This is a genomic window from Fannyhessea sp. (assembly GCF_986145555.1).
Genome location: NZ_CFRCNA010000009.1, coordinates 1 through 15,424 on the forward strand (window position 1 = coordinate 1; position 15,424 = coordinate 15,424).

Below are 15,424 nucleotides of genomic sequence, written 5' to 3' on the forward strand. Positions count from 1 at the left end.
GGGGGGGGGGTGGCTGAGTTCTGTGCGTACGAAATAGCATATGGTACACCACTATAAAGTAAGCCGCATGTGAGTGCTATACGAGCCACATGTGCTGAAAACGAGGTATGCATGGGTTCCTTTCTCGTGTATGTTGCGTAACCGTTTTGTGGTTGTATACATAATATCAAGCAAAAATGCCACATATAATATTATGGATTTTTAAGCGATGGAGATTATACCCTAAATATCGTTATAAAAAAACCGCACTTACAAAAAAGTACGGTAGCAAATTCTATGGTACCCCCAACGAGAATCGAACTCGTATTTCCGCCTTGAAAGGGCGGTGTCCTAACCGTTAGACGATGGGGACAAGCGCAATGAAGAAGTATACCAAACCATAAGAATTTATGCTAGTGACTTTTTAAGAAAAACGTGGTGAGGCGGTTTCATCACAAATACTAAACAATTTTTTGGCATACATGAGGCTTTCGCGTGGTGCCTATTTACATTGTATCAATTTTATACAGCACCATATCGCCCTGTTGTAAGACAGGGGTGAATCCCTTTGTATCGGGCGTTATTCTATCTATACCGCTAAATGCTTGAGGTCTATATTCAGCCATAAGAGTTGCGTCCTCACGGCGATGCTTTCCAAGGCTCAATACATATTTTGCGCCCAGTTTTTTAACGTCATGGCGTACTTTTTCGTTATACGAGATTTCATCAAGCTCAATACGAATACGCGTAAAACCAGGCTTCTCAAATTCATTGAGGATGTATGGATAACGCCAAAACGTTTGCATAGAGGTCATTCCATACGCTAAAACACTTCCATCAAACGGATTGTTAAGAACAACATCTTGGCGAGTGATCTTTTGTGCTTGCTTCATAAATTCATATCTTTGAGCGTTTACAAAACGGCTATCTTGATAACCAGCAGTCACAACTTTTAAGTTATTGATAACGCCACTGCTTTGGATAACGTTAGGAGGTTCGTGGGGATCTTGTTCTTTAAATTGGGGGAGCGGTATGAGGGTATTTGCCGCTAAAAAGGCCACGATCACTAAGGTAGTTGAGAAATGGGAAAAATCTGTGTGCCATAGGTGATTTTGTTTGATAGGGGCAAATAAGCCTGTTTGCGCAGGCGCTTTTTTGCGCAGAGATACAACATGCATGCGTTTGTGCATGTTTTGCATAATTGGATAGAGCTGTTCGTGCGCAAAGGAACATAAGTTATCTAATCCGCGTGCAATAACAGGCGTGGTTACCAGCGCAATTAATGCGGCGATACGGTAAGGATCGGTATACCAAAAACTGCTTAAGATACCTTTAATGGGCGAATCCGACGAGATAACTATAATGCAAACGCTTACAAGGTAAAGGTAGCTCGCTGTTAAAAAGCGCCCTTGTGCGTGTTTGAAAGATTGCCACACGCCTATAATAAATACAAAAAACAGTATTGGTTGGGGTGCAACAAACCAATTATCCATTGCCGTCTTACCTACAAATTCAAACAATACTGCCTGTAAAAGAGCGTTGGTAAAACTACTGTACGAGCTCCACCAATAGTTGAGTGCAACTTTTCCTACAATGAGGTAATACAGGCCAATCCACCCTGCAATAACGGCGCAGAAAAATATAATTGATAGTAAGAATGCACTAATACGCTTTGCGCCTATATGCAGATTTCTGCTTGTGTTTTTTATCCGTGCCATACACCACGGCGTAAGAACAAGTACGCACACAAAAAAGGACGAAGGATGAAGTGCTATAAGGGTAATTGCTCCGCAGATAAAAACCGGAATAAGGCATACACGATCCTTGGTAGTTGTTTTTGAGCGCGTAAGCGTCATGAACACCCAAAAGATAGCAGGCGTGATACAGAGCGCGGATACAAAGGGGAAGAGTGGCCCGTATACCAAAAGTATCCATGGAAACACACAAGAAAGTGCGGGTAAAAACGCTCCTACATATATCGTGCGCGGATAGCGTGGATACACTTGAGCTATAAAAGTCATAATTGCTAAAGGATATACTACTGAGGCAAAGATAAAATTAAGTGCATTGGCCGCGATAACGGTATTGGTATGAGCAAGTTGCGTAATGATCGCGCATAACACGTTCCAACCAGCGGGATAAAATGCAGGTTTGTAGGATGATGGGTTTATGGCTGCAAATGCATGCTCGTAAAATGAGGGCATAAGCACATTATATGTACCTTCGCCTATCATGGTCTGAGTAAGACTTAAGTGACTGACGGTATCCCAGCCTTGTGCAATGTTTTCGGGCGATTTAATCGGCAACATAAAAAATATTAAGCCACCTAGTAAGCCCATACAAAGATACGTTATGTATGTTGTAGGTGCCAACTGCAAAAGTCCATTTCCTTGGCATAACATAAGGCTGTGAGTGGGTGTGTTATTGTGCGAGTAAGCTGTTTGCTTTGTCTTAATTTTGCGCTTATATGCATAAACGTAGAACATAATGGCAGCAACCCACATAAAACTACAATGACATAAACCAATGGCTCTAAGCGGTATGTGCATAAGTGCCAAAGCTTCTGCTGTTACAAAAAGCAGTGCACAACTTATGAGAGGGGCGGTTGCAAGCGCGCGTGCGGTATCCATGTGCGCAACTTTGAGCAGCAAAAATCCTGGGATATAAAGAAGTGCAACTCCAATAAGAGCACTTACCAAAAAACTAAACCACATAGTATGAATCCATAATCACGTCATGTGCAGGTATAAAAAGACAGCAAGATTGTTCATGCGCGCAATGAGCGCGTATATCTCTTGCTATCTGTACACAAGGTACATATCAACTTTACCACGAGTTGCGATTTTTCTGCAGGGCTTAGATACCTGTTGATTTATATTCGTCCTGACAAGCACACAACAGATGAATAAGATCGCAAAAACCATCGGTGGAAGGGCGATCGGTTACAAATGCATTATCTGCGCCTGCGAGTTCTTGCATACACGATTGATTTTTTGCACCGTTTTGCATTAGCACAAACATACCTGCGCTTTGTGCCATCGAACAGTCGGCAGATGAGTCGCCACAGGCAAGTACTTGCTCGCGAGAAAGATTCATCATGCGCATAAATTGAGCAACTGCATAACCCTTGTTAAGATTTTTAGGAACGATGTGATAGTTGCTGATATTGGTAGCCACGCCTTGTGCATTGCGCGCAAGAATAGTTGGTCCGTTAATATGAGTAACAACACCATTGTTCACTAAGTCGAGTGCCAGACCACAGTGGTTAAGCATGTCTTGAGCTTCGGCTTCATCAAGCTTACCACGCAGCGCAACGGTCACTTCGCGATATTGATAGCCAAGCCCGTTATCGTTGTATAGTTCAAGCGATGTGCTCCAACGTTTAAGAAGTGCATCAACAACACCTGTTTGCATAATCATGTCATGTGGAGTCTTATGTGAGTTTGCGTCATATTCCATATCTGCACACGCATATTCCCACACAGATTCTGCTCCGTCTTTTGTGCAGATAATACCGCCCATTTCGCCGATCCATTGTGAAAGGCCTAAAAGGCGTGCGTCTTCGCGAATCATAGCGCGATTTCGACCCGTACATGGAACTATTGAAATATTGTGTTTACGTGCTAAAACAAGTGCTTTTGCAAGTTCAAATGAGGGTGTTCCATCAGCGGAGCATAAAGCACAGCTATGACTAATCATGGTGTTGTCGGTGTCAGACAATACATAGCTAATGCGACTCAGACGTGCTTTGAGCTTGTCACTGAGGGTGTCTAGTGACGAGAGACGGTTCAGTGAGGTGGTTTGATAAGGCGCGCTTTGTGTGTGGTTATTGGTCATGAGACTCCTTTAGAGCATTAACGGCATGTATGAATATGTCTTTATCAGGCAAGTAGCTTACGTAACGATCTTGCTCGTGTTGGGTGGTTTCGTCGCCCTTGCCAAGCATACAAATAAGTGTTTTAGCTTGTGAGCAATTTGCAAGCTCAACTGCTTTTTCTATAGCGGCTGCTCGGCTGCATTCAATATAGTATTTCTGACCTTTTGGCATATGCTTTGCCATTTCGTTGCAAATATCTTGTACGCGCTCATGTCCGGGGTCTTCTTCGGTTAGCATGATGGTATCTGCCCATTTAGCTGCTTCTTCTACCAGATCTCGCCTGCGGTCAAAGGCTTTTCCTCCGGGTGCGCCAAAAAGAGCAATGATCTTGTAATGAGGAAATTCATGAGCAAGGTCACTAAAAAAGCATCTAAACGACAACTTATTGTGTGCGTAGTCTACAATGCCTTGAATGTTTTGCGTGTGAGTTGGAATAAATTCCATTCGTCCTGCAACGTGTGTGTTGGCTAAACCCTGTTGGATATCAGACGTGTTGGCATGTAAAAGATCGGCACATGCAACAGCGCATAATGCGTTATCCACATTAAATGTTCCATGAAGTGGTACAAAAAAGTCGCGCTGTTGAGCGTTAGCGTTGTGTGCTTCGTCACAGCTAAATTGCAAACCGCACCCTTGGGGACGTATGTCGTGCGCCGCTATATCTGCAGGTAACGTGCGGTTAAGCGCAGCCTTTAATGTGCTTGCTACTTTTTTGTCTGACAGAAATTGTGGCTCATATGCCTCAAGACGTCGCTGCGCGTGCACGCGTCCGCAGACAAGCAAGGGACTGCATGCGTGAGCATGCGCGTAAATTGCTTCAAAATGATCGGCGTCAAGATTCATAACTGCAGCATCCGCCATAGAAAATATCATAAGCTTGCTTAAGAAATAATCTTCAAAGGTAGGGTGCTCAACTTTGGATATGTGGTCGGGCGAGATGTTCAAAAACAGTGCAACATCTAAATGAAGGCCATCAACACGATGGTGTTTAAGCGCCTGACTTGAAATCTCCATAACCATATGTGTGATTCCCGATTCTGCTGCATTGTGTAGATGACGCCAAAAATCGGGAGCTTCGGGTGTGGTATTGGTACTTTCTTCGTTGATAATGCCATCATACGTGGTTATAGATCCCATAAGTCCAATAGGAGATTTGCCTTGTGAAGTGCATATATGTTTGCGTTGTGCGCGTGCATCAAGAATGCTTTTAATCATGCATGCGGTGGTTGTTTTACCTTTGGTTCCGGTTATTCCTACCGTAATAAGGCGCGTATCGGGATGTCCCCATGCTAGAGGTGCTGCTTGTGCCATCGCAAGTCTAATGTCGTTAACAACAATTTGTGTGGCATCTGGGCAGTATGTTCGCAACGTCTGCGCGTGAGTATTGTCGCACATATATGCCGTTGCACCTTTTTTGAGTGCATCTTGGAGATATTCGGGCTTAAATGCCGCGCCTTTGCACACAAAAATATGGTGCTTTTGTGAGTAGAGCGAGTTTGAATCCAAACCGTTTATTAAACTGTCTGCAGTTGCCATAATTTTGTTATTACCGCAGGTAGAGTCTATAAACTGAACGTTTGGCAAAAAATCATCCCAGCGCGGGTCACCTTCAGTGTTCTTGAGGTTATAAACCTCAAGAAGTAGCCCTTGAGCTTGGAGTTGTTTAAGTATGTCATAAAGTGTTGTTTCCATACGTTTTAGTATAGTGCGTTTTAGAAATTTAGGATTCTTGAAGAATATCACTGCGAAATAATTCCATTTTGTGCTACACTTCTTTCGGGCGATTGGCGCAGTGGCTAGCGCAGGTGCTTTACACGCACAAGGTCGGGGGTTCAAATCCCTCATCGCCCACCATTTATTTTCTTTTTTATTTTTCCCCTTTATATTTTCCCTTTTATAAAATATTTTGCTTCCTATGCGTTCTGTTTTGTATCAATATGACGCTCGCGATACAGTTCAAGTGTTTGCGCGTCAATCAACGCCTGTACAACACCTGGTCGTGTGGTGCTGTAGCCTGCGGCATAACACGCGTCATCTAGAGCGCGCTCAACACTATCATTGCTAAGCAAGCTTGTTGCAAATGCGCAGATAAATGCATCGCTTGCGCCAGTTGTGTCGATCGTTTTGAATGCATGAGATGGCGTATGGATATGAGAGGACGCCGAGAAATAATCGCAACCTTTTTCACCGCGCGTAACTATGACATGAGGAATCCCCAAGTTAAGTAACATATGCGCCTGATCAATCAATGCATTTTGCGTCTTTTTCGCTGTGCGGTCATCACGGTGAGGAGTACGTGCCTGCACGCAATTTTTGAGCGTGCGACACAGCGTAGCAAGCTCGTGTTCGTTGGGAATAATGTAATCAATATAGGCTGCCATGCGTTTTGGAAATTCAGTAAGTGCTACCGGCTTAAAAATAACCTGCGCTCCCTGGCGTTTTGCCTCTTTGCAAGCCTGTTCGGCCGCATCAAGTGGAACTTCGGATGGAATAAGACACAACGATGCGTTTCTAAACAAATGTTTGCGCTCAATTATGTCTTGAGCACAAAGTTTACTATTGGCGCCTGTAAGAATGGTGATGGTTGACGTGCCTTGTTTATCTACACAGATGTATGCCTTGCCCGTTTGCTCGTCTTTTGTGCGTACTACTCCTTTGGTGTCTATATTCCAGCGGCTTAACTCTTTATAAATCATACTCGATTCGCTATCGTCGCCAATGTTGCCAATAAGCACGGCTTTATGTGCAAGTTTGGCAACGCCAATAGCATAGTTAAGACCTTTTCCTCCCACCGAAATATGAGACGTGGTTGTGGTCACGGTAGAACCTGCTCCAGGAATATGATCCACCAAAAGCTGAGTGTCAATATTAATACTTCCAACAATTACAATTCGTTCGTGTTTATTATTTTGAGGTGAAGCAATGCTTGCTTGGGTGGTAAGTGCGTTATGCGTGGGGATAAAGTTGAACACGGCGTCTGAGGCATCGTCTTGCTTGCGCGCACATCCATCAGCATCAATGACCGATTGATTTGCTATCTGTACTTGTTGCGCTATATATGTTCCAAAATCTTTATAGCTTATGCTGTATGCGCTTATAGGTGTATTTAAATAGGAATACACCACAGAGGCGCAACCATTTGTGTTTGAAGCGTCTGTATCTGTTTGTGGCTGCTCGTCTGCGCTCTGAGGCGCGTGTTCTGCATCGCTTTGCAGACATACAAGCGAAAAATCCTGCGGTGCTTGTATGTGAAGCGTATAAAGCTGCGTACGAAGGTCTTGCGCTTGTTGCCATGAAGCACACACCACGGCTGTTATATCGCCGTTTACAAGTGCTTGCAACAGTTCATTGCACACGCTTGTATAACAGTTTTGTTCTGCAAGCATAATTTTTCGCTGAAAAAGTATCGAGGCGTATCCCTGTATAAACGCGCGTGGAGTTTCTTTATTGGTAAGACACGCAATATGACGATGACCAGCCAAGATAAGCTCGGCGCTTAGATCGTGCGCAAGTGTTTGAAAATCAATACTATAGTTGTGCTCGCCACCATCTTTGGCAAGTTTGAGCACCTCAATGTCGTGCTTCACGCAAAGATTGTCTATAGTTGTGTTAGTAGGAGTCTGCATAGTATTGAGCGGCTCCCAGATGAGCGCGCTTATATTTGATTGTATAAGCTCTGTGATTACCTGCTCTTCACGGGATTCTTCGCGGGTGTATATCACAAGGGTAGATATGTGATGCTTCTGTAGCGCTTCTATTATTCCTGATACCAAGCACATATTCTCTTTTGTCTCGCGCACACAAACACCTACAAGCCATGTGTTTCGTTGCGCGGTAATACGTGCATAAGGGGTGTAATGATATTTTTTAATGGTATCTAATACTACAGCGCGTGTTTGACTACTAATATTTTGGTCTTTACGATTAAGGATTTTTGAAACGGTTGTTGGCGAAACGCCTGCTAATCGTGCTATATCTTTAATGTTCATGGTATTCCTTAGAACGTTTATCGCCCCAATTAAGACATCTTGTCAATCGAAAAATAACGTTTGGGATTGCAGGCATTATGTTACCAGTAAAGATCGTGTATTGCGCATAATTTTCTAAGAAATATACCGTTGACGGATTAAACCATGCCATTTGTGGATGGATATACGATGTGGGTTTTCATGTGTGTCTACTATAGTAAACAAGATTAGGAAATACGTTCCCTATATATGTGCCCGATATAAGAACATGAATGCCTGTATTGGGCTGGCATTTGATGAAACGGGGTTTAAGCAACCGTAGAGACAGGTTGTGCTCACACAATAAAGAGGTTTGTATTGTATGAGCGCAAGCTGTATCCACGTTACTATAAGGTATGGTGAGGTATGAGCAAAGTTGTGGTGCTTGGTAGCATCAATATGGATGTCTCCATAGAATCAGACAGAATGCCATTAGAAGGCGAAACACTTTCGGGAGATAATCTGCTTATCAATGCTGGTGGTAAAGGTGCAAATCAGGCGGTGGCGTCTGCGCGCGCAGGAGTTCACACTCATCTTATTGGATGTGTGGGAACCGACAGCTTTGGTAAAGAGCTGCGCGCCAGCATGGCTCAATCAGGGGTTGATATTCAAGAGGTAACAACAACTACCTCAACAACTGGTATGGCAATTGTCCTGCGCTCTCATGGAAACAACAGAATTATTATTAATCACGGCGCAAATGAGTCTGTTACACCACAATTTGCACATGCAGCACTTTCGCGTGTTGCACAGCCGCACGACATTTTTTTGACGCAATTTGAGTCTCCTGCTCAGACGGTAGAGTCGTCCATAGAGTTTGCTCATGCCCATGACATGATCACAGTTGTAAACCCGTCTCCCGTGCGCTCTATTAAGCCATCGTTGTATAAAAGTATCGACATTTTATGCCTTAACGAAACCGAATGCATGAGCTTATTTGACATTAATCCAACCATGGACGCCTCTACTATGTGCGCACTTACAAAGGTTTTGCAACTAGGAATGAAAACCCTGGTTGTTACGTTGGGCGCCGCAGGATGTTTGCTTGTATCAAACAAACATCAACTTTTTGCTCCTGCATATACCATAAAAGCTCTAGACTCAACCGGTGCTGGCGATACCTTTGTTGGCGCAATGAGTGCTTGTCTTGCAAAAGGTGCACACACAGAGCAGGCGATCGCTTTTGCACAAGCCGCCGCTGCTCTTTCAACAACACGTGTTGGAGCACAAGTGTCTATTCCAACTTGTGAGGAAGTTGAAGCGTTTGAAATACAGCACAAGGTGAACAAGCCAATCAGTTGTGTATAAGGATTGCGTCAACTTTGTATGCTTCGGTGAGCGCACCAAGACTTGTGTTACAAAGGGTGTAGCACTAAGTACCATAGCTTTGAGGTTATAGAGAACATGCGTGTAAAGATATTATCGTTGAAAGGAAATGTTATGGCGAAAACACCAATTATTTTAGACACCGATCCAGGTGTGGATGATGCTGCTGCCATAGGACTTGCTCTTGCATCTGATACAACAGATATAAAGCTCATTACCACCGTTGGCGGTAATGTAACGCTTGAAAATGTAACTAACAACGTGCTTAAACTTTTGCATTTTTGGCATGTGCATGTCCCCGTTGCAAAAGGAGCTCAAGGTCCGCTTGTGCGCGAGCTTACAACCGCTGCAAATGTTCACGGTGAATCGGGTTTAGCGGGTTACGAATTTGAAGGTCAAGCAGACGAGTGTTTGTTGGAAGACGTTGCACCTGTTGCAATGCATAAAGCACTCCATGCAAGCAAAGAACCTTTAACTATTGTGGCAATAGGGCCTCTTACCAATGTGGCACTCTTGTTGCGCCTGTATCCTCAAGATCAAGAGCTCATCAAACGTATTGTTATTATGGGTGGAACATGCACGCGTGGCAATAAGGGCGTTTTGTCTGAGTTCAATATTGCTACCGACCCCGAGGCTGCAAAAATTGTTTTTTCATCAGGCATTCCTTTAGCTATGGTTGGACTTGATATTGGATGGAAAGCAACAATTCCTGCAAACGACATCCTAACAATTAAAACGTTTGGGAAAACGGGCAAGATGGTGTACGACTTGTTTAGTCACTATCGTTCGGGCTCAATTAACACGGCACTTAAAATGTACGATCCAACAGCCATGGCGTATTTTCTTAAGCCAGAATTCTTTAAGGTCGAAAAAACATTTGTTGATATTGAGCTTGCAGGCACGCTTACTGCAGGTTGCACATTGGTTGACTTTAGGGGATATCTGCATGGAGAACCCAATGTTGACGTGTGCACCGATATTGATGTCGAAGCATTTCGTTCGTGGTTTGTAGAACAACTTAGTATATGTGAGCGTAAACGTGTTGAAGCTTCAAAATAATTAATGTTTGTGCATATGCATGTACCGTAACGTAAATTTTTGTACTCGTGCACAAGCATGTGTGGTAAGGAGAGTGGTATGGAGCTTATAGTAATGTATGTGATAGCAGCACTATCCATCTGTGTTATCGGCTATATGTTGGTAAAAAAGATGGATATCAAAATTACGCTGTTTATTATTGGTTTAGTGCTTATGTATGTTGCAATTGCAACGGGTCATGGATTAGCAATTAAAGATTTTAAGCCAAGTTCAACTCCGCTTTTAGATCCTTTGCTTGCCATTATTGCCATGTTTAAGTCAACGCTTACGGGCGCAGGCCTTGTCATGCTATTTTTAGGTGGCTATACCTCATATATGAGCTCAATTGGTGCCAATGACGCAACCGTGAGCGCGCTGGCAAAGCCAATTGCGCATGTTCGTTCGCCGTATATTTTGGTTCCTATTGTTTTCCTTCTTGGTAATCTTTTATCGTTGGTTGTTCCAAGCGCGTCAAATTTGGCAATTATCTTGCTTGCAACGTTATATCCGGTGCTTAGAAAGTCAGGGATGTCGGCTTTAACTGCAGCTGCGGTTATCGCAACAACAGCAACTATCATGCCAACGCCTTTAGGTGCCGATAATGTTGCTATTACGGCAGAGCTGGCAAAGTATCCAATGTTTGAAAACCTCACGGTTTCTCAGTACGTTTTTGGATATCATGCATTGGTTTCTATTCCTACCCTTATTTTTATGGCAGTTGTTCATTACTTTTGGCAAAAATTTATGAGCAAGCGCGCTGATCAAACAGTTACCACGCAAAATGCAAGTAAGTCCAAAGACCAAGCTGTTGAGGCTGCAGATAAGTCGCACACCGCACAGAAAAATTCTGATACAGCAAAAGACGAAATCAAGGGCGTCTTTCATGCGCTTTATGCTGTTTTGCCTCTCTTGCCAATTGTTCTTTTGGTTGTGGCGTACATCGCAAAAATTTGTTGCGGTGTGTCTATAACAATGAGTGTAGAGCTCGCAACGCTTATTTCGTTTATAATCGCGCTCGTCTGTGATGCACTTAGGTGTAAAGATGTGCATGAAGCGCTTGGCAAAACCGAAACTTTCTTCAAGGGAATGGGTTCGATGCTTCCTATTATCGCTTTGCTGGTTGCTGCCATGATTTATGTTGTTGGTCTTAAGTCCATTGGACTTATTGCCTCGCTTGAAGCAATGATGACTGGTATGAGCGGTAATGGATTAGGGTTTGTTTTGCCTCTTATTTTGGTTGGGCTTACGGCTCTTATCGTATTGCTTTCTGGCTCGGGTGTTGCGCTCTTTTATGCAATGGTTCCGCTTATTCCAGCCTTGGCTCAGGCAGCGGGAATATCACCTATTGCTGTTTCCATTCCTATGGGAATGGCGGGCAACTTACTGCGTGCGGTATCCCCAGTTTCCGCGGTTATTATGATTGTGTCGGGTACCACCAAAACCAGCCCGCTTGACGTAGTTAAACGAGTGAGCGCGCCTATGCTTTTGGGTTGCGTATTTATGTTTGTTCTTTCGATGATACTGTTTATCTAGGAAGATTATTTAGGAAGATATGATTGCTTTACGTTGTCGAACGTAAAGCAATCGAACATATGTGACAAACAACGCCTCTATTACGCTTGTAGTATAGGCGTTCCTGTTGTGCGCAACTTTCTTAACACAACCTCGTCATCGCAGTCGGTAATTATGGCAGAAAAATCGGTTATAGTTGCAAAGCGATACTGTTCTTCTCGATTAAATTTGTTTTTATCTGCCAGCAAGAAGGTATATGAAGCATTGTGGATAACTTTTTCTTTTACAGCTCCGCCGTCAATATTGTCGCAGGATACCGCCATTTGGTCTAAATCTATGCTTCCTGCGCCAATAAATGCTTTAAGGAATAGGAGCGGTTCGAGTAAGCTGATAGTTTCGGATCCTACAAAACCATTGAGCTTTATGTTAAGAAAACCACCCGTTGCGAGCGTTGTAATGTGCGGTGCGTCAGAGAGAATTTTAATAATATCTAACATATTGGTGGTTACAATAACATGCTTGTTTCCCTGTGCTAAAAGCCGTGCAAGCTCTATGTTGATGCGCGATAAATCCAAAAAAATCGAATCGCCGTCGTTTATTTCCGAGTAAGCGCGTTTTGCAACCGCCCATCTGTTGGCGTCAGTATGATCGTGCGTGTTTGAGCCTTGTGCTGTTTGTGGCTCAGGTGAAAGTGCATGGTTAAGTGAGGGTATAAGCTCGTCAACGCGCTGTTTTGTACGCTGACTGTCAGGGTGGGTGGAAAGTTTGGAATCAACGTTGGGATGTAAAAAATTATTAAGTGCGCTCACATCAGCACTCTTAAGCGCACCGCCATACACGCGCTTGCATAAACCGTGTTTATCAAGATATTGAAGATCTTTACGAATGCTGTCACAGCTCACTCCATAATGGGCAGCTAGATCTTCTACTTCTACACGGCCTTGTCTATCGAGTAGGCGCAAAATCTCTGCATGGCGTTCTTTTCGGAACAACGTTTCCTCCCTTCTCGTCCAGACAATTTAAGTGTAGCGTACTTTGCGAAATGATTTATATTTTCTTGAGCACTACACGTTTATTCAATTTCTTGTAAATGTAAAAAGTAAACATAAGAAGTAAATGTAAGAAGTAAATGTAAGAAACCTTGATTACGCACAAATCCTCAAGGAGAATTTGCACACAAAAGTTAATGATCGTCTTGTGTATACACAATATTAAAGCTTATGTTGCATATTAAAGAACTATGGGTGTTTGGACAAGTTAGCCGTACTTTTACGCTTGAAATAAGACCGCTGACGGAAAATCAGGAAAGAACAATAAAAAAATGTGTCAATATTACGAACTAATTGTTACACTAAAAGCTGTCTTAACCGACGGTTTTCATATTTTTGCACGCATACGAACTATTTGAAGGAGTTTATGCATGACTATGAAAGAAATGCTCAAGCTGAAAAACATACAAATTGTTTCGGCGTGCAAAGACTGGGAAGATTCTATTCACGTTGCCGTCCAGCCGCTTGTGGATGATGGCAGTGTGACGAGTGCCTATATTGACGGGATTATTGCAAACGCGCACGAATTCGGGCCATATTTTGTTTTAACTCCCGACCTTGCACTGTTGCACGCGCGTCCTGAACAAGGTGTTATACATCAGCAGCTTGCGGTTACGGTGGTGCGTGAAGGAGTCGTCTTTAAGGAGGGTAATGCTCCTGTTCGTGTTTTGGTGACACTTGCTGCGCAAAATCCTAACGATCATATTGACGTTATGCGTATTCTTGCAACCATGTTTGCTTGTGAGGCAAACATTACCAGCATTGCACAAGCTCAAACAACACAGGAAATTTACGATTTATTTATCAGCGCTTCAGCGTAAGGCGCACACATTGTCTGCGGCGGTAAAGCAGTAATAACGCAGCGGATAAAACAGAGTCAGCTTATGCACTTTACATAAGAAGCTCGTGATAAATCCAATTATTGTGTGTGGCGTTTTTAACATAAAGCGCGCATACATAGAGAAAGGAAGTCAGATGGCAGTACTTGAGGTTATCATTAACATCTTGTCTACACCTGCTATTCTTGTAGGCTTGCTTGCGTGTTTGGGCTTGTGTTTGCAAGGAAAACCAGTTGAAGACATCGTTAAAGGTACGCTTAAAACCATTGTTGGTTTCTTGGTGTTAAGTGCGGGCGCAGGTTTTTTGGTAGGAAACTCTCTCACGGGTTTTGGCCAAATTTTTAACTATGCATTTAATATGCAAGGCGTTGTACCAAATAACGAAGCCGTTGTTGCAGATGCGCTTAAGAACTTTGGTGTTAGTTCGGCGGTTATTATGGCAGTAGGAATGGTTCTCAACATTGTTCTTGCTCGTTTTTCACGCATGCGCTACATTTTCTTAACGGGCCATCACACGCTTTATATGGCATGCATGATTGCGGTTATTTTAGGTGGCGCAGGTCATCTTGAAGGTTGGATGCTCTATCTTGCCGGTGGCTGCTTGCTTGGTTTTATTATGGTGCTGTCACCTGCATATTGTCAGGTAACGTTTAGAAAAGTAACCGGAAGCGATTCAGTGGCACTTGGTCACTTAGGCGGACTTGGTTACTGGCTTGCTGGTGTGGTTGGCCGCTGCTTTGCCAATGACCCTCATCGCAAAAGCACCGAAGAAATCAACTTCCCCAAACGTCTTATCTTTTTACGTGATACAACAGTTTCAATTGGTTTAACGATGGTTATTTTATTCTTAGTGGTAACAGGTATTGCTGTTGCACGCGGAATTTTAACCGAAGGTCCTGCATTACTCGCTGCTGATCCCAAAGCATTTGACGCTCAGTTTGGCGCATTAAAAGGGCTTATGAACATTGGTTCCGAAACAGTTAACAACTGGATCGTATGGGCCATTACAGGAGGCTTGAGCTTTGCTGGTGGTGTCTACATCATCTTAAGTGGTGTTCGTCTTATTATTGGCGAAATTGTTCCTGCTTTCAAAGGCATTGCCGATAAGCTAGTTCCAGGTGCCAAACCTGCACTTGACTGTCCTGTTGCATTTACATATGCACCTAATGCGGTGACCATTGGATTTATTAGCTCATTTGTTGGTGGCATTGTTGGACTGTTTATCCTTGGCGGATTAAACGCTATGATTCCTGTTGCTCTTATCTTGCCTGGCGTTGTCCCTCACTTCTTCTGTGGTGCTACCGCAGGTGTATTTGGTAATGCAGAGGGTGGTGTAAAAGGTTGTGTTGCTGGTGGCTTTGCGCACGGTTTGCTTATTACATTCTTGCCAGCCATCTGCATGCCAGTGTTTAACGCTCTTGGCTATACAGGCGCAACTTTCTCCGATGCCGACTTCTCTTGGATGGGAATCGTATTTGGTAACATTATAAATTATGCAAATGGTTCGCTCTTAATGCTTATTTGTGTCGTAGTTTACATTGCTCCTATTTTGTACAACTTCCTTGCGCCTAAACCAAAGACGCAGGCGTAAGAATTTTGTTACAGCGACGCTAAGAAGGCTTTGGCGATTGTTTAACATCAAGCGAGGTCAGCTGGCCTCGCTTGTTTTATCGGACGGACTTATAAAGGTACAAGCACACAAATGTATTGTGTTATATCTCTGTTTAACTCAAGCGCAAACATGTGTTCAATAAAGTT

General features: G+C 43.4%; 10 protein-coding genes and 2 tRNA genes. 6 read left to right on the plus strand and 6 right to left on the minus strand.

Annotated features, from left to right (window positions below; genetic code table 11):
* Positions 1–277 precede the first annotated feature (277 nt).
* The 4 genes from AC5GD6_RS02965 to AC5GD6_RS02980 all read right to left on the minus strand — a co-directional run bounded on the left by AC5GD6_RS02965 (position 278) and on the right by AC5GD6_RS02980 (position 5,548).
* Positions 278–352: transfer RNA gene (locus AC5GD6_RS02965), tRNA-Glu, on the minus strand.
* Positions 353–485: 133 nt separating this feature from the next.
* Positions 486–2,693 carry a DUF6541 family protein gene (locus AC5GD6_RS02970; protein ID WP_491846199.1) on the minus strand — a complete coding sequence of 736 codons (2,208 nt, stop codon included), beginning with the start codon at positions 2,691–2,693 and terminating at the stop codon, positions 486–488.
* A 142-nt stretch (positions 2,694–2,835) separates the two neighbouring features.
* Positions 2,836–3,816 (minus strand): HAD family hydrolase, encoded by a 981-nt coding sequence (locus AC5GD6_RS02975; RefSeq protein WP_491846200.1) that lies wholly within the window; start codon positions 3,814–3,816, stop codon positions 2,836–2,838.
* Positions 3,806–5,548 (minus strand): Mur ligase family protein, encoded by a 1,743-nt coding sequence (locus AC5GD6_RS02980; RefSeq protein WP_491846201.1) that lies wholly within the window; start codon positions 5,546–5,548, stop codon positions 3,806–3,808. The genes AC5GD6_RS02975 and AC5GD6_RS02980 overlap by 11 nt, the downstream gene beginning before the upstream one ends.
* Positions 5,549–5,634: 86 nt before the next feature.
* On the opposite strand from AC5GD6_RS02980, the gene AC5GD6_RS02985 reads away from it, so the two are divergent.
* Positions 5,635–5,710: transfer RNA gene (locus AC5GD6_RS02985), tRNA-Val, on the plus strand.
* A gap of 59 nt (positions 5,711–5,769) precedes the next feature.
* Here AC5GD6_RS02985 and AC5GD6_RS02990 read toward each other — a convergent pair.
* Complete coding sequence (locus tag AC5GD6_RS02990; RefSeq protein ID WP_276778160.1) at positions 5,770–7,845, minus strand: PfkB family carbohydrate kinase; 2,076 nt, start codon at positions 7,843–7,845, stop codon at positions 5,770–5,772.
* A 384-nt stretch (positions 7,846–8,229) separates the two neighbouring features.
* Between AC5GD6_RS02990 and rbsK the strand changes: the two genes are divergently transcribed.
* From rbsK to dcuC, 3 genes are all read left to right on the plus strand, one after another.
* Positions 8,230–9,171, plus strand: a complete 942-nt coding sequence (rbsK, locus tag AC5GD6_RS02995; protein ID WP_491846202.1) for a ribokinase — start codon at positions 8,230–8,232, stop codon at positions 9,169–9,171.
* A 132-nt stretch (positions 9,172–9,303) separates the two neighbouring features.
* Entirely contained in the window at positions 9,304–10,248 is a 945-nt protein-coding gene (gene rihC, locus AC5GD6_RS03000) for a ribonucleoside hydrolase RihC (RefSeq protein ID WP_491846203.1), read from the plus strand.
* A 78-nt stretch (positions 10,249–10,326) separates the two neighbouring features.
* On the plus strand, positions 10,327–11,799 hold the full coding sequence (gene dcuC, locus AC5GD6_RS03005) for a C4-dicarboxylate transporter DcuC (protein ID WP_311443951.1): 1,473 nt from the start codon (positions 10,327–10,329) through the stop codon (positions 11,797–11,799).
* Positions 11,800–11,879: 80 nt separating this feature from the next.
* On the opposite strand, the gene AC5GD6_RS03010 is transcribed toward dcuC, so the two are convergent.
* Positions 11,880–12,770, minus strand: a complete 891-nt coding sequence (locus tag AC5GD6_RS03010) for a DeoR/GlpR family DNA-binding transcription regulator (protein ID WP_311431200.1) — start codon at positions 12,768–12,770, stop codon at positions 11,880–11,882.
* Positions 12,771–13,198: 428 nt separating this feature from the next.
* Between AC5GD6_RS03010 and AC5GD6_RS03015 the strand changes: the two genes are divergently transcribed.
* Together AC5GD6_RS03015 and ulaA are read left to right on the plus strand one after the other, a co-directional pair.
* On the plus strand, positions 13,199–13,648 hold the full coding sequence (locus AC5GD6_RS03015) for a PTS sugar transporter subunit IIA (protein ID WP_006302319.1): 450 nt from the start codon (positions 13,199–13,201) through the stop codon (positions 13,646–13,648).
* A 154-nt stretch (positions 13,649–13,802) separates the two neighbouring features.
* Positions 13,803–15,257 carry a PTS ascorbate transporter subunit IIC gene (ulaA, locus tag AC5GD6_RS03020; RefSeq protein ID WP_006302320.1) on the plus strand — a complete coding sequence of 485 codons (1,455 nt, stop codon included), beginning with the start codon at positions 13,803–13,805 and terminating at the stop codon, positions 15,255–15,257.
* Positions 15,258–15,424: the final 167 nt, after the last annotated feature.

Coding starts and splice junctions, on each gene's coding strand:
- dcuC (WP_311443951.1), top strand. CDS start 10,327: ATGGAGCTTATAGTAATGTATGTGATAGCAGCACTATCCATCTGTGTT.
- AC5GD6_RS03015 (WP_006302319.1), top strand. CDS start 13,199: ATGACTATGAAAGAAATGCTCAAGCTGAAAAACATACAAATTGTTTCG.
- rihC (WP_491846203.1), top strand. CDS start 9,304: ATGGCGAAAACACCAATTATTTTAGACACCGATCCAGGTGTGGATGAT.
- AC5GD6_RS02990 (WP_276778160.1), bottom strand. CDS start 7,845: ATGAACATTAAAGATATAGCACGATTAGCAGGCGTTTCGCCAACAACC.
- rbsK (WP_491846202.1), top strand. CDS start 8,230: ATGAGCAAAGTTGTGGTGCTTGGTAGCATCAATATGGATGTCTCCATA.
- ulaA (WP_006302320.1), top strand. CDS start 13,803: ATGGCAGTACTTGAGGTTATCATTAACATCTTGTCTACACCTGCTATT.
- AC5GD6_RS02970 (WP_491846199.1), bottom strand. CDS start 2,693: ATGTGGTTTAGTTTTTTGGTAAGTGCTCTTATTGGAGTTGCACTTCTT.
- AC5GD6_RS02980 (WP_491846201.1), bottom strand. CDS start 5,548: ATGGAAACAACACTTTATGACATACTTAAACAACTCCAAGCTCAAGGG.
- AC5GD6_RS02975 (WP_491846200.1), bottom strand. CDS start 3,816: ATGACCAATAACCACACACAAAGCGCGCCTTATCAAACCACCTCACTG.